At 37.1% G+C, this 14,655-nt stretch carries 10 protein-coding genes; 6 read left to right on the forward strand and 4 right to left on the reverse strand.

What is annotated here, in order from left to right; all coding sequences use genetic code 11:
- Positions 1-17: 17 nt before the first annotated feature.
- On the reverse strand, positions 18-776 hold the full coding sequence (locus tag VUI23_RS15070; protein WP_342804866.1) for a DUF1080 domain-containing protein: 759 nt from the start codon (positions 774-776) through the stop codon (positions 18-20).
- Between the two features lie 996 nt (positions 777-1,772).
- Positions 1,773-2,117 (reverse strand): DUF3718 domain-containing protein, encoded by a 345-nt coding sequence (locus tag VUI23_RS15075; protein ID WP_342804867.1) that lies wholly within the window; start codon positions 2,115-2,117, stop codon positions 1,773-1,775.
- A 371-nt stretch (positions 2,118-2,488) separates the two neighbouring features.
- On the opposite strand from VUI23_RS15075, the gene VUI23_RS15080 reads away from it, so the two are divergent.
- Positions 2,489-2,989: a prepilin-type N-terminal cleavage/methylation domain-containing protein gene (locus tag VUI23_RS15080; protein ID WP_342804868.1), complete on the forward strand. Its 501-nt coding sequence runs from the start codon at positions 2,489-2,491 to the stop codon at positions 2,987-2,989.
- 392 nt (positions 2,990-3,381) lie between these two features.
- On the opposite strand, the gene VUI23_RS15085 is transcribed toward VUI23_RS15080, so the two are convergent.
- Complete coding sequence (locus tag VUI23_RS15085; RefSeq protein ID WP_342804869.1) at positions 3,382-5,274, reverse strand: tetratricopeptide repeat-containing diguanylate cyclase; 1,893 nt, start codon at positions 5,272-5,274, stop codon at positions 3,382-3,384.
- Between the two features lie 746 nt (positions 5,275-6,020).
- Between VUI23_RS15085 and VUI23_RS15090 the strand changes: the two genes are divergently transcribed.
- The 5 genes from VUI23_RS15090 (at position 6,021) to VUI23_RS15110 (ending at position 13,448) form a co-directional block, all read left to right on the forward strand.
- Entirely contained in the window at positions 6,021-7,214 is a 1,194-nt protein-coding gene (locus tag VUI23_RS15090) for an MFS transporter (protein ID WP_342804870.1), read from the forward strand.
- Positions 7,215-7,376: 162 nt separating this feature from the next.
- The gene (locus VUI23_RS15095) at positions 7,377-8,324 is read left to right on the forward strand and encodes a transposase (RefSeq protein ID WP_342804871.1); all 948 of its coding nucleotides are present in this window, start codon (positions 7,377-7,379) and stop codon (positions 8,322-8,324) included.
- A 656-nt stretch (positions 8,325-8,980) separates the two neighbouring features.
- Entirely contained in the window at positions 8,981-10,681 is a 1,701-nt protein-coding gene (locus VUI23_RS15100; RefSeq protein ID WP_342804872.1) for a hypothetical protein, read from the forward strand.
- Entirely contained in the window at positions 10,678-12,366 is a 1,689-nt protein-coding gene (locus tag VUI23_RS15105; RefSeq protein WP_342804873.1) for a zinc ribbon domain-containing protein, read from the forward strand. The genes VUI23_RS15100 and VUI23_RS15105 overlap by 4 nt, the downstream gene beginning before the upstream one ends.
- Positions 12,363-13,448: a hypothetical protein gene (locus tag VUI23_RS15110; protein WP_342804874.1), complete on the forward strand. Its 1,086-nt coding sequence runs from the start codon at positions 12,363-12,365 to the stop codon at positions 13,446-13,448. Before VUI23_RS15105 ends, VUI23_RS15110 begins: the two co-directional genes overlap by 4 nt.
- Positions 13,449-13,566: 118 nt before the next feature.
- Here the strand turns inward: VUI23_RS15110 and VUI23_RS15115 are convergent, their stop codons facing one another.
- Complete coding sequence (locus VUI23_RS15115; RefSeq protein ID WP_342804875.1) at positions 13,567-14,466, reverse strand: TIGR01777 family oxidoreductase; 900 nt, start codon at positions 14,464-14,466, stop codon at positions 13,567-13,569.
- Positions 14,467-14,655 lie beyond the last annotated feature (189 nt).

Consider the following 14,655-nt stretch of genomic DNA (forward strand, 5'->3'; position numbering starts at 1 on the left):
ACTCTTTGCTTCGATTATTAAAGTTTTCTTAACCAAATATTTCTGAAGCTAACTTTGGAGCTATGATCTTGTATTTTTATGGCCTCACAACCATGGTGTTCGTAACTTGGCGCGCCGCGAGAAACCGTGCTACCTAATATTTCTCTGTGGTTTTGAATCAATACACCGTTATGAAGAACCGTGATAAACGCAGGTTGGGTTAACTCTTGTTTATTGTTAAATTGAGGTGCGGTATAAATAATGTCGTAACTTTGCCATTCCATCGTCGGTTTACTTGCATTTACCAAAGGAATTGACTGCTTATATATAGCGCCAGCTTGGCCATTGGCATAAGTTTCATTATCGTGGGAGTTGAGTATTTGAACTTCGTATCTCTCTTGAATGAAAATTCCACTATTACCGTCTTTTTGCCCAGATTTGTGTTTTATGGGGCTCGGTATACGCCATTCGATATGTAGTTGAATATCACAGAATTTTTCTTTAGTTCTTATATTTTGAGGTCCTTTGACGCGAGACGGAATTGTCATTACGCCATTTTCAACATCCCAGGTTATAGGCTCCCCCATAAATTTCCCATTGGCCTGCTCCCACGCATTTGTGCTCGTTCCATCAAACAACACAATCGCATCAGAAGGAATATTATTATTCACTTGGACTTTCTTAACGGGTTGCCAAACTTCGGTAAGGCTAGGTGATATTGAATTACTCTCTTTTGCTAATACAGTTATTGAGGTGGCAATTAGAATACTTAGCAAAGTGTACTTTACACGGTTCATTGCTTTTCCTTAGTAAATAAAACACATAGGCGTAGCACAGCGATTAGCTTTGTTTTTGCCCCTCATTAGCTAATACTCTTGTAAAAGGGGTTGCGCCTTATTTAATCGACCAAATTGAGTGTTGTTTCTCGTCACGTAGAAAGTAAAACTTCATAATCATCTTCGAACATCAACGTAGCGCCCGAATAAGCAATTACAATTAATAAACACCCACCTTTTGCATCATTGTTGATATCTCTTTCATTATTTTTTACATAATAAATGGTATCTCATATTTAAAACAAGAAGTTTATTAACATTTAAAAAATATTGATTTACAAAAACAAAGTGAATTTGAAATATTATTTTAAAAATTCATGGCTATTTTTAAAAAATATCGACAATTACACTGTTTTAAATGTGGAACATTATTTATTTTGTAAATTATTAGAAAATAAAATGTTAATTTTTAACACCAAGAACGGGTGTTAAAGATTTTTTTATAGATAGCAAGAATTAACATACTTAAACGAAATTAACTGTTATTAACTACCTTATATTAATGATCGATGAGCCAATATATGAACGATAATTCATTGACCTAATTCATGGACTGGACTAATTCATGGACGGACTAATTCATGGACAGCCACAAACTGGACTAATTCATGGACAGCCACAAACTGTACTATCAATTTTTCGCGTTTAGTTACACTCAAGGAAATAGAATTCGACGAGGTTCAACATGCCACGAGCAGGGAAGCGACAAATCATCCTTTCTAATAATCTTTATTATCATTGTGTATCACACTGTATTCGACGGGTCATTTTGTGTAGCGAAGCGAAGAGAAAATAAACTGAAAAGCAACAGCTACTAGCAACATCGCCAGTGGGTATAAGGTAGGTTGTTGTTTTTAATTTATATTGGCAGGCATGAAATTATATAACTAGCAACCCATCGCCATACTCAGTATTAAGTAGACGATGGGGAGTGGCTAAACGATTTAGCACCATCGATTATAATGATTTATGAGAAGTTACGGCTGCCATATCCGCGGTGTTACTGTATTTTCCGCCTGTCAAAAAGTCATTCATGTCATTCGCATTGCTACCGTATTGTTCGATGAATGTCATGAATTGTAAATCGTTACAAGTCACTTTTGTTGCCACATAACGTTTACTCAATCCAGATTTTTTAATGGCCTGTGACATTTTTATCTTACTGCCTTCAGTGGCAACAGCACAAAGATTACTGGTAACGTAATTGTCGGCGGGAACCACAACATTTGAAGCGTTTACGACACCGATTGAGGCAAGGGTTAATGCTGCAGTTGCGATTACTTTAGTTAGTGTGTTCATCATATTTTCCTATTTCCGTTGATTGTTGTAAGTCTTCAAAGTGACTTGACATGACTTTGCAACGACGATGCCAAAATTAAATACCAATATAAAACAATCACTTATGATTTTTAGTGAAATTTAAATCTAATTTAGAGAATGAGAAAATTTAAAGAGTGGCTATTTTGACCAAATATTAGTTAATTTAACTTTTATGGCAAAATCACCCAATAATTGGACTTAGTGTTAATTAATGATTAAGTGGGACTTACTGTTAATGAAAAGGAACCAAAATTATCAGTAGGACAAATGACAGCATTAATTTAACTCTTTATACTTCAGTTACCATTTGGTTTATATAAGTTGGTTGATAACAACCCCACGAGTACGTTTTAATGCAACACAATATACAACGGGGTTTTACCCTAATTGAACTGATTATTGTCATTGTCATTCTAGGGATTCTCTCTGTAGTAGCCGCGCCTCGATTTATTGATTTACAAGGTGATGCTGTAACAGCACAAATGACTAGTTTAGAAGGTACTTTAAAATCAGCTAACACGCTCACCTATACTAAAGCGGTTTTATCAAACCAACACAAGTTGGCTCTTGGTTCAGTTTCTCTAGGCGACACAACCGTTAGCACGACATTGGGTCACCTTACACCTGTGGGTACTAATGTTGTCAAAATACTGCAGGGTTCTTATGAAATTATGCTCAATGCTAACGATACTATTACCGCCGATTGGGGAGTGTATGATTTACCCAGTGGCGACTCTATTTATATAGTCCCTAAAGGCTATGCAACCTTTGATAGCTGTAGTTTATTGCACAATGTGGACGCTAGTAATATTGCTGAACCGGTTTTCTATAGCCTGACAACGACTGGTTGCTAGCCATTCAGTTGGCTGGAGATATCTACGGATTTACATTTGACAAGTGATACATGGACAGCCACAAACTAGATTAGAACTAGACTCTTAGGAAATTACTGGACGGAAATTACAGAAATTACTAGATGAAATTACTGGACAGGCATAATAAGAGGACCCTATTTGATCAATCGGTTAAGCGCTGGATATAAGTGCCGATAGCTGGCGTGATGGAGAAAATTATTGGAAGATTTAACAACTTGACTAGAAAAGGTTGTTAACTAAAAAAACTATAAATGTTGACGTCTAAAAGTAAGCGGACGTTGGAGTTTCTGACCGGCTTAATCAAATTGCAATCAACACCTAAACTGTACCATACACATTTTGTTTTTTAATAACCGCGATTGATGTACTGATTAAAATACGATCTTATCTTTTCCATGTTCTTTTGCTGTGTAAAGTTTGTTATCGGCTGCAGAAATCATACTTGCCACGTTTTTATGTTTCCCTTTATCAAGCTGTTGCACCCCAACACTGAATGTAACATTCTGCTCTTTAGGTACTCCATCAATCTCTGCACTGGAAAAATTATGTTTGATACGCGCAAAAATATTCTTAGCCACTGGTTTGGTGCAATTAGGCAAAACGATCAGCCATTCTTCACCACCATAACGTCCATACTTGCCATATTTAACATCATCACGCATAGACATTTTGCATGCTTTAGAAAAGGCGATTAGCACATTATCACCAACATCATGGCCATATGTATCATTAAATTTTTTGAAGTTATCCAAATCGATTAGGGCTATGATTAGCGATTTCCCTTCTGATACAGGCTCGCTGAAACAACTGTTGGCATACTCTAAAATAGCGCGTCTGTTTGGACAGCGGGTTAAATGATCTCTAAGCGCCATCGTCTTAAAGCTATCTCTAAGTTGTACTTGTTTGTAAAGAGTATACGTGACGATAATTAGTGAGATGGCAATTATGAAAATCACCAAATACCATAGCTTTTGCTGTTTGTTTTGTTGTTCAATTTTGTATTCTTGACGTTCGTTTTTCTCTGTAAGAAGTCGGTTTTCGGTTTCTTTCAATTCGGAGTCCAGTTGAATTCTCTGTCTTTCGACTTCTTGCTTTTTCTTTTGAAAATGATCTTTTTTAATTATTTCAATATTGTCTTTTGTCAGCTCGAAGGCGGTTTTATAATTTCCCTTTAACGCTTCTAAATTTGCAAGTAGTTGCTGATACCTGATGGTATTATCTGAGGTCGGAAAAAACTTTAAGAGACGTTTACTTGACGCTAAACTTGTCTGCGCTTTAGCTATGTCTTCAATCGCAATGTAGGCTTCGGTCAGTCCATTGTAAGACCAAAATTCAGACATTTTATCGTCTAATGCTGCGAAAAAGGGGCCGGTTTGATTATACAACTCTATCGCTTCAGACCAATGATGTTGCTTAATCGCAAGGTCTGCAAGACCTCTTTTTGACCACATTAGGCCGATATCATCTTTTAATTCTTTATTGATTATAATTGATTTTTCATACATCTCTTTTGATTTAGAAAAGTTCTCATTCAATAAGTAGGCTTTTCCAAGATTGTACAAAATAACTGATTGGTCAAATCTCGTATTTTTTTCAATACTAATTTCAAGTGATTTTAAATAATAGGCAATGCCTTCTTCAAAATTCTCCAGTCGAACGTTCGCCGTCCCTAATTCACCTGAGACCTCATCAAGAAAACTAAGATCATTTAATTTTTCTGCAATATTGTAGGCTTTTCGCAACGAAACCAAGGCTTCAGTATAATCACCTACTCGACTTTTCATTCTTCCCGCGGCTAAATAAATTTGTCCAATAAGGTCCTCGTTTTGAATTGTTTCCGCTTGAGTAAGTAAAAAACGATATTTATTGTTTAGTTCCTCTGAGTAGCCCTGCCTTTCGAGAACGTTTAACTCGGCTATCGCCAAGCGCACTAGAATAACTGCATTATCAAATTCTTGAGCAACTGGAATAACTTCACCCAATTGCTCCTGAGCTTCCGAAATTCTCTCTAGATTTACCAGTTTTTCAATTTTTAATGTTATCGCTTCAAGATAAACCTTGCGCCAACCTCTTTGTTTGCTTTGGGATATTATGGGGTCAAGAGTTTGAATAGTGTCCATAGGTGACGTCTGCTTGTCATCACCCAAATCGGAAAGGTATATCAGAGTTTCTTGTTCTGAACGCTCAATGACTTGCGCTTGAGAATATGCTGATATAACAACAGTAAAGATGCCAATTAAAACCAAGCGAATGTAATGTTTCATATATCCCTTCTATTAACACAAAGCGTGTCAATAACTGCAATTTTAGTTAAGCATGAGCATAACGCTAACAAACAACACTAATATTTTTGAATTATTAATAGTTACGCCTATTTAACGTCGGCAATTCTAATTTAATTAACTGAGTTAGTTTGTCGATTATTAACGATGTAAAGGGGCTAAATAGATCAAATTTATAACCTACAATTTACATGACAGCCATTAAATTGACTAGCACTTTGTCGCTTTAGACGAGCTTAAGGTAAAAGCTGTTTGAATAAGACCATTATTATTAATTGGTTCTCTTAGTAACCAGCTTTTACTTTTAAGAATTGAACCGAATATCAAAAATCAAAATTCGTATTTTGTGTTTGCGCCCAATTTGTTTTGACTTTGTTCAGTGTGCGAATTTGTTAAAACAGTACAAGTCATTGTAAACGCAGCGTGAATTAAATTAATAAATCGTACACTAGGATTTACGCTTTTATCTAGTTCATAAAAACCTAATAAATAAGCGGGCTAGAGCATAGAATTACCTATATTTCTTAGCGTATAATATCGTCATCAAAGAATAAAAATCTCATCAATTCTAAGTACTGTTGCGGTTAGCAAAATCAGTCTTATATTGGTTCTAATATCCCTACAATAATTAAGCTGGCCTGGGTACCTCGATTATTTTTACGATAAACGAGGAAGGGTTTTGTATTTCGTTTTGTGATCTTAGTCACTTAAGTCTAAAAAGGTAATGTATGTCTGCTCCACAATCTAATCAGGATGCAACGGTTTGGCCCATTCTGATAATGGCACTTGGCTCGTTTGTATTAGGGCTGACCGAGTTTTCGTCGATGTCGATGCTCCCGTTAATCGCCGACTCGTATAATGTTTCGCCTTCACAAGCTGGAAATGTGATTAGTGCGTATGCAATTGGTGTGGTAATTGGAGCACCATTATTTATGTTGTTAACCAATAGAACGAATCGTCGCACTTCCCTGATTATTTTTGTGGCTATGGTTCTGCTTGGCAATGGTTTTAGTGCAGTTGCATCGAGCCTAACTGAGCTTATAGTTTATCGAGTGCTCTCTGGCCTACCCCATGGAGCTTATTTTGGTACCGCATTGCTGATAGCCGCGAGCATGGCACCGAAGGGTAAACGCGCAAGTTACATGGCAAAAGTGTTTGCCGGCCTGACCATTGCGACCATTGTGGGTGTCCCTATGGCAACCTTAATTGGTCAGTCGATGAGCTGGCGAGTCTGTATGGCGATTGTTGCTGTATTGGCGTTAATTACGTTGGTGTTAATTTATTGGTTAGTACCGAGCTGTCCGGTGACAGAACCAAGCAAATTACGCGAAGAGTTTGCCGTTCTGAAAAATAAGTTAGTGTGGTCAATTTCCGGTATTATTTTTGTTGGTTTCGGTGGTGTATTCTGCATTTATACTTATTTAGCGGATACCATTATGAACGTCACACAAACTCCTTTAATTACCATTTCTATTGCGATGATGATGTTTGGTGTAGGAACGACAATTGGTAATTTGCTGATCAGTAAATTGGCTGATCATGCTCCGATCAGTACCACAGGTATAGCATTGCTTTGCAGTGTTGGCATTTCCCTAATGTACGTGTTTGCAGCGAGTAATATTTGGTGGTTATATATTACCGTATTTTTGTTGGGCGCAAGTGTCGGCTTGGCCGCGGTAATCCAGTCGATGTTACTCGACGTCTCGCCGAAAGGTCATGCAATGATAGGTGCGCTGGTGCAATGTGCTTTTAACACTGCCAATGCAATTGGACCTATGGTGGGTGGCGCAATGTTAGCGTCAGGCGCCAGCTTTAATGAAGTTGGCTACGCCTCAGCAATGCTTTTCTTTGGCGGATTTATTATGTGGGCATTAAGCTATATGCAAATGCGCAACCGAGATATGCAACCAGCAATGGGTTAAATGCTCGATTAAAGGAGCTCCGGCTCCTTGCTGTGCATCACTTGAATTTCTCCAGCTGCAAAAATTACGACCTTTTAGACGACCTTTTAGACAGCCACAAACTAGACTAGCACTTTGACACTATCAACTAAGCTATAGGTATAAGGTTCATAAGGAAGAACAATGCCCTTAGCAAGGAAGCGTCAAATCTGTTTGACAGATACCCCCTACTACCACTGCGTTTCTCGCTGTGTACGCCGAGCATATTTGTGCGGGGAAGATAAATTCACAGGAAAAAGTTTCGAGCATCGCCGTCAATGGGTTGAAGATAGGTTACTGTTTTTGTCCACTGTCTTTGCTATTGAAGTCTGTGCCTTTGCGATTATGAGCAACCATTCCCATGTGGTATTGCATGTGAATGTAGAAAAAGCCAATGACTGGACTGATAAACAAGTGTGTTCAAGATGGCATAAACTCCACAAGGGAACATTGTTAACCCAAAAGTTCATGAGTACCGATTCGCCGCTGCTCACCGATGCGCAGCGGACCACTTTACACGCTACGTTATCCATCTATCGACAGCGCTTGACCGATATCAGTTGGTTTATGCGAGAGCTTAACGAGCCCATTGCGCGAAAAGCCAACCACGAAGACCAATGCACTGGCCATTTCTGGGAAGGACGCTTTAAATCTCAAGCTTTATTAGATGAGCACGCAGTAGCGGCGTGTATGGTTTATGTGGACTTAAATCCTATCCGTGCCAAGTTAGCCAGTACTCCTGAAACTTCAGAGCACACGAGTATTAAACGACGCATACGCGATTTCAAAAAAGGAAAACAGCCAACAACTTTAATGCCTTTTGTGGGCAATCCTACACAACCTCAACCACCTGGACTGACATTTAATCTCATCGACTATCTAAAATTAGTCGACCTATCAGGACGTAGCCTGCATCCCAACAAAAGTGGCTCAATAGATATTGATGAATCCCCCATTTTACAACGACTTGGTTTGGATGAAAAATCCTGGCAATGTTTATTCTCAAGCTTTGAAACATCGTTTAGTGTGGCCGCAGGTCAAATCAATACCCTCAACAAATATAAACGCCGACGTCGACAGAAATACGGTTAGGATGAAGCTTTAAAGAGCTCAAAAAACCTAAATTTATGGCTTAAAGGTCCCCGCAGATGAAATGCGGTACGACGGCTGAATTTCAATCGGGTATAGCAGCGTAAAAACCAGTTTTTATCTATTTTTCTCAAAAATTCTAATTTCCGTACCCATTAAATTGCTCCTAAGCGTTAATTTATCTCGTCAAATCGGTAGATGACTAGTAATGACTGTCTATTTATTTGTCTTTTGTCTGTCTATTTTTTTTCATTTTTTTCTTTTTTTTTCGTATTGTTTTTTCTGTCCGCTTTTTCCTTTATTTGAAGTCCTTTTGAAAAATTATGCCTGTCCAATTGTGTAGTAGATGACTAGTAATGACTGTCTATTTATTTGATATTTATTTGTCTATTTATTTTGACTGTCTATTTATTTTATTTTTTGTTGATGACTGTTTATTTATTTTTTTGTCTATTTTTTTCGTATTTATTTTTCTGTCCGCTTTTTCCTTTATTTGAAGTCCTTTTGAAAAATTATGCCTGTCCAATTGTGTATGTCCAATTGTAAAAAGTTGACTTTGTGTTGAATGTTTGTCGCACAGTTATAAACATGTTAATTTTTAGATAATCTCTAAAAACTTTATTGCATGTTATATTCAAATGTAAACGGACTTGCGCAAAATGCCATCGAGTAATGAACACAACAAAAACACGAATATAGCGCTAGTCTTTCATACTTGCGTCGCACTGACCTATGTACTCACGTGTTTTTATAGCTACCCATTAGTTTTTGAATATATTTACCCCATCACTCACAGTGCATATTTTGCCTTATGCATCGCACTATTTTGCATATACAACATCTTTATTGATTTAACCGATTCAATACGAAATATTTCAACTGTTAATGACATCATCAATCAAGGACAGCTGTTGAACAAAGGTGCCTATAATGGGATGTTTCATCTTATTGGCTATCACCTTGGCACAATTGCAATACAGGCATTTATTCTGACCTATATTCTATTCATCACAATCCGAGCTGAGATTTCATTTTTACAGGGTTCACTGTTTTTCCTCTGTTCGTTGCTGTTATTTAGTCTGTATACATTCGGTTTAATTACCTTGATCAAATCCCTTTCTGCGAATTACAAATGGCTTACTTGGACGGCCCTAGTCGCGGTTGTAATCGCTTATTTTGTATCTCTTGAAATACTTGAATTTGTATTTTCTATCTCATCGCAAATTCAGCCGCGGCAATTTTTAATTGGCATATTCTCCGTTTTTTTGTGCTTGCTTTTAATAGCTTCAGGCATAACCATCGGCTTTTCGGGAATTTGGTATTTTGTTAACCGTTTTATCAAACACAATAGCGATGTGTTGCATATTTTACGAAGCAACAAACGCAACGAAAAAATTGTTAAAGGACAACACTTCTTGTTGCTTATGTTCAGTAACTCTATGTTTAACATTCACTTTTTGTTTATCCCCCTATACTTCTACTGCCTACTAACCTTCAATACCCAATCAACTCTAGTAATTCTTATCATCGCGTTAAATTTACCATTTTTGATTAAAACAGCTAGGTTATTAGAACCCCTTTCGAAAGAGTTTTTCTTTGTATTATTTAAAAGTGTCATCTCAACCTTGCTCGTTGTGACGTTTGCTTCTCATGTTATCTACTTATTAGCCTATATAGCCTACTTTGAATTGGGAAATTTACTCAATTCCCTCGGTTGGAATTTACAAGACGGTGTGTTTCCAAACTACTGGTTTTATTTTGTTCGACAACCTATTCAGTTGGACTTTTTGCTGGCTTACATTGAAGGTATAATTTACGCAATAGTATCTTCCACTATTATTGTATGGCTGTACGCAATTTTCATACGCAAAGAGCAATATCGCTTTTTATGGTTTTTGCTAACCGTTAGTATTTTTAGTTTGACTGTGTATTACGATAATTATGTAGGTCAAAGCAAAGTGGCGGCTTTAGTTCCTTGGACTTTACCACCGAAAGTATTCATCTTCTCTGCTCTACCATTTTTAGTGCATTTTATTATCAATGTTTTGGCTGGCCCTTACCGCGTTAACAGCACGTGCCATGCATGCAGTTATAAAGCTCCAAAACTTGCCAAATACTGCCCTAGTTGCGGTAGCTATTTACATATTTCTAAAACCATGGTTTTAGGTTTAGTCAAAGCATTTCACCAATCACCTTTATCATTAGAGTCGACTGAAACTGAAGGGGATGAAAAAAAGTTAGAGCATATTAGGTATCGACATGCGGGTCTCAGACAAATCATAAAGTGCCTAGGCTTGTTGAAGCAGGTTCGAAAGGCAGCGGTCGCACAAGATATGAAAGCAAGAGGACCAAAAAAGTGAACAAAGGGGCTATTAAATACCTTTGCATTTGGATGTTGAGCACTGGTTATTTGATGCTAGGTGTTATCTATTATGCAGTTATTGCAAAGCACCTAAATATCAGTACCGAATATTCGATTTTATTGTTAATTATCCCAGGTTTATTGGCATATATATATTATTTAACAACCACTGAAAAGACGTTTACAACTCACCAAAACTTAAAAGAAAGTACCTTTAATCATGCAACGATAACCCAAAGCAGTCAATTTTGGCGTGTTAGTTTTAACATAATGCTGATGCTGTCCGGAGTGTATTTTGTACTTTATTTAAACGCTAAAGGGATATGGCAACAAGGCATATCAATGCTGTTCGGGCTTTCGATTGCTTTGCTGTTGGTAAGAATAATAAACAAATTTGTATCATCAAAGCTAAACTCATTATCGTCGCTAATCGTATGCATTTTAGTATTACTACTGTTTTTGTTTATTATCCACAACATAGAAATGAGCTTTGCTAATTCCGACAGAAGTTTTCCTCAATTTTTACTAATCGTTTTATTCGGCCTATGCACCTTTCTTATTATCGTGTATTTAAGTGACTCTGCAGGTTTTGCTTTTAATAAAATATGGTTATTATTCAGACGCTTTTCCTATGAATATACATTAATAAAAAACGGTTCCAATGCTGAAAAAAACGCATTATATGATTTAAAACTTTACTTTTTATACATGCTTAATCAGCGTGTTTATATTGCAGTGCTTATTGCACCACTCTACTTTGCGCTTTCCGCTCATGTGGACATTAGACGAATTACAGTGATATGGCTAGTAGCGTCGTTTTTTCCAATATGTCTAAAGTGTAGTCGCTATGTGTCACAGTTAGCGAGTACCAAATACTTCTTAATACTCACAGTAACATTTCACTTCTTATTCTGGTCTTTAGTTATTTGGGCCGTATTTTTGCAATTATCTTTCTACTTATATTGTGTCATCACGCAATGGTATTGGGATTCTTCCTTTGCCAGTAACAGTTTGATACCCAATTTTTTGCTAGCTTTTAACAATCCAATCACTAAAGATATTTTGTATGCTCAGTTAGAGGGAGTATTTTATGCTTTTATTTTGCTAATTCAAATAGTGTATTTTTTAGCCGCTATAAAAACTAAAAAGTTCAAGCGCGCTATCGCACAAATCGTAACTTTGACGTCTTTCGCTTGCATAGTGGCATACAACCAATATGTCTCGCTAGAATTCTTTGATAACAGTGAAAATTCCTTGTTTACACCGGCCATAATATTGCTAACTGTCATTCCCATTGTAATCGACTTAATATCTCAATCTATGCGGCAAATAAATGCTCAATATGAAATATGTCACCAATGTCAGCAACCCAATAAAAGTATTTACAATTTTTGTCAGCTCTGCGGTGGAAGCCTGTTCGGTGCTAGAAACAAATTGGATCTCGATTGTCATTTTTTATTAAATAGACAGGTTGAACAGTTGAGTGAGCAAATTAAACAAAATAAATACAACCTTAAGCAAGCTTCAGAGCTATTACGAGAGAATATAAATGGAATGCAAACCTCCCTCAAAACAACACGAAATCAAATTACTTTAGACGAGATCTACAAATCCTATCTGGTTAAAATGCAAACATTAGTCAATAGCACAAATAGTGATATAGATAGCAGTAAAGCAGAATGAAAGTCAATTGTGAGAGTTGCCACAAAAACATCTTGATTGAGAAAATATCAGGTCGTAATTGCGGTCCCCATCTTTGCCAGTCATGTCTCAATAAACACCAGGTCAACTGCGAAATTAAGCAATTTGATTTTAATATTACTGAGTTATTTGACGCACAAGTTGATGCAAGGTTTACCAAAGCTATTGAGCAACTCCCTAGTGTAGCCAAATTTACCAGTAAAATAAGTGCCGAGGTCTACAAGGGATTTGTGTTTTTACAACCTGATTGGCGCGTGTACGAATTTCACATCTCGCTAGCGCACTTTAAAGAGAGTTATTCACTCAAGTCGAATAAAAAAGAGAGTATTGATGCATTTATTAATTTTGAAATTGCTAATATTAATATGCTTAGTCCACCTTTCGTTAGCGATTTAAAATGCACGCGGCCTTTTTTTTCGCTCCCAGGTTTAAGTTGGCAACCCATAACCAACATAGAATCCACTAAACTAATCAATACATTTCGACATTTTCTAGGTGAAAAAAAATCTGAAGATGAAATTCGCTTTTTAAGTGCTCCGTTAAGTTTTTACCCTAAAGCTAGGTTGATTGCCTTCCATTCATCACTCTTTGAAAACCCGCATAAGTGGCTATATTTTCTAGAGGCTAATCTCGAGAATGGCAATACCTATTATTATACTTTGAACGGCTTAAGCGCGCCTATCCATGACTGTAACGGCGTACATTCCATTCATTTAACTCAAGATAATGTATTAGAGTATTTGTGTTTTTTTTGTTTTTTCATTCAATCAGAAGGCCATTCTTTTTACATTATTGCTAGCAAAAACGCCCCTTCACTTCCCGATTTCATGTGGGCTAAAAATTACATCCATGATAATAAACAGCTTGCTCTTCTTTCAAAATTCAAACCATTAAAAATAATTGAATCAAAAGCTGACGCCTTCACCTGCGAAGCCACAATGTATCATGGGAATAATTTGTCTATTATCGAAGCTGAGGTTTCTGCAAACGGTAATGTATTTTTAAAAAACAGCAGCGTAATTAGTGAAGCCTTGCCATTTAAACTAGAAATCTCCCTAAGCTAGAAAGTGGTATATGGGCTCGAAAATATCACTTGTCACAACAGAGACGTTTAGTATTTAAAGCTGCATTGCGCGTTAGTAAGAACTATCTGCAAAAGCCAATAAACTGATTATGTATCAGTTAACCTCCATACAAATCTGAAAACGCTTGTTCAATATTAGGAAAGTTAAATTGAAAATCACTTTCCAACAACCTCATTGGGACAACTCGTTGCCCGTAGATTAACAAATCAGCCATTTCGCCCATTGCGAGTTTTAGTGCAAGCTTTGGAGTAAATAATATGCAAGGGCGATGCAATGCACTGGCGAATGCCTTTGAGAACTGTTTGTTGGTAACGGGCTCAGGGGCAGTAAAATTGTAAATTCCTGTGCAGCCGGCATTATCAATTAGGTGCACTATGCCCCTTACCATATCGTCAATATGGATCCACGACATATAATGCTCCCCAGAGCCAATAGGTCCCCCCAAACCTACTTTGAATGGTAGTTGCATTTTTTCTAAAGCGCCGCCATCTCTAGCCAAAACAATACCTGTTCGCAGCACACATACCCGAGTTTCTTCAGTTTCAATGTCTAAGGCAAGTTTCTCCCAAGTAGCACACAAACTATGACTATATTCCTTATTGGGTTTATCAAAATTTTCGTCAATAATTTGTACGTCTTGACGACCATAAAAACCAATGGCTGATCCACTAATAAAGAATTTAGGAGGAGATTGACTTGCCACACACAATGACCCTAACTTTTTAGTCATTTCCCAGCGACTGTTTTCTAAAATCGTTTTTTGTTCGCAGCTCCAACGTTTATTTACAATAGGTTCGCCAGCTAAGTTAATCACGCCATCGAAGTCGTTCAAATTAGACAAGTGCTCTAAACTCGAAATATACGTTAGCCCACTTCCAAGTTTTTCTTCAGCAATCTTGGGATTTCTTGTTAATATCGTAAGCTGATTTTCAGCCTTGATATGTTTTACGAGCTTTGAACCTATCAGTCCGCTGCCACCTGTAATTAGCAAATTCATCTATTTTCCTTTATTCGTTTGTAAGCAAGTCCATTGGAAACGGATCAATTCTTCTCACCATGCTAGCAACCTACTTGATCCAAGTAGCAACGGCACACAGTTAAAACAAAAGTGAATAATCCAAAGTATAATAGATGGTCAATATTTGGTGGGTTAAAATACCCCCCATTGTTGTACTGGAAAGGTTAA

The organism is Alteromonas sp. M12, assembly GCF_037478005.1.
Taxonomy (GTDB): Bacteria; Pseudomonadota; Gammaproteobacteria; order Enterobacterales; family Alteromonadaceae; genus Aliiglaciecola; species Aliiglaciecola lipolytica_A.

Excerpts from the sequence above, each read along its gene's own strand:
- VUI23_RS15070 (WP_342804866.1), bottom strand. The coding sequence starts at position 776 with ATGAACCGTGTAAAGTACACTTTGCTAAGTATTCTAATTGCCACCTCA.
- VUI23_RS15090 (WP_342804870.1), top strand. The coding sequence starts at position 6,021 with ATGTCTGCTCCACAATCTAATCAGGATGCAACGGTTTGGCCCATTCTG.
- VUI23_RS15085 (WP_342804869.1), bottom strand. The coding sequence starts at position 5,274 with ATGAAACATTACATTCGCTTGGTTTTAATTGGCATCTTTACTGTTGTT.
- VUI23_RS15100 (WP_342804872.1), top strand. The coding sequence starts at position 8,981 with ATGCCATCGAGTAATGAACACAACAAAAACACGAATATAGCGCTAGTC.
- VUI23_RS15115 (WP_342804875.1), bottom strand. The coding sequence starts at position 14,466 with ATGAATTTGCTAATTACAGGTGGCAGCGGACTGATAGGTTCAAAGCTC.
- VUI23_RS15110 (WP_342804874.1), top strand. The coding sequence starts at position 12,363 with ATGAAAGTCAATTGTGAGAGTTGCCACAAAAACATCTTGATTGAGAAA.
- VUI23_RS15075 (WP_342804867.1), bottom strand. The coding sequence starts at position 2,117 with ATGATGAACACACTAACTAAAGTAATCGCAACTGCAGCATTAACCCTT.
- VUI23_RS15080 (WP_342804868.1), top strand. The coding sequence starts at position 2,489 with ATGCAACACAATATACAACGGGGTTTTACCCTAATTGAACTGATTATT.
- VUI23_RS15095 (WP_342804871.1), top strand. The coding sequence starts at position 7,377 with ATGCCCTTAGCAAGGAAGCGTCAAATCTGTTTGACAGATACCCCCTAC.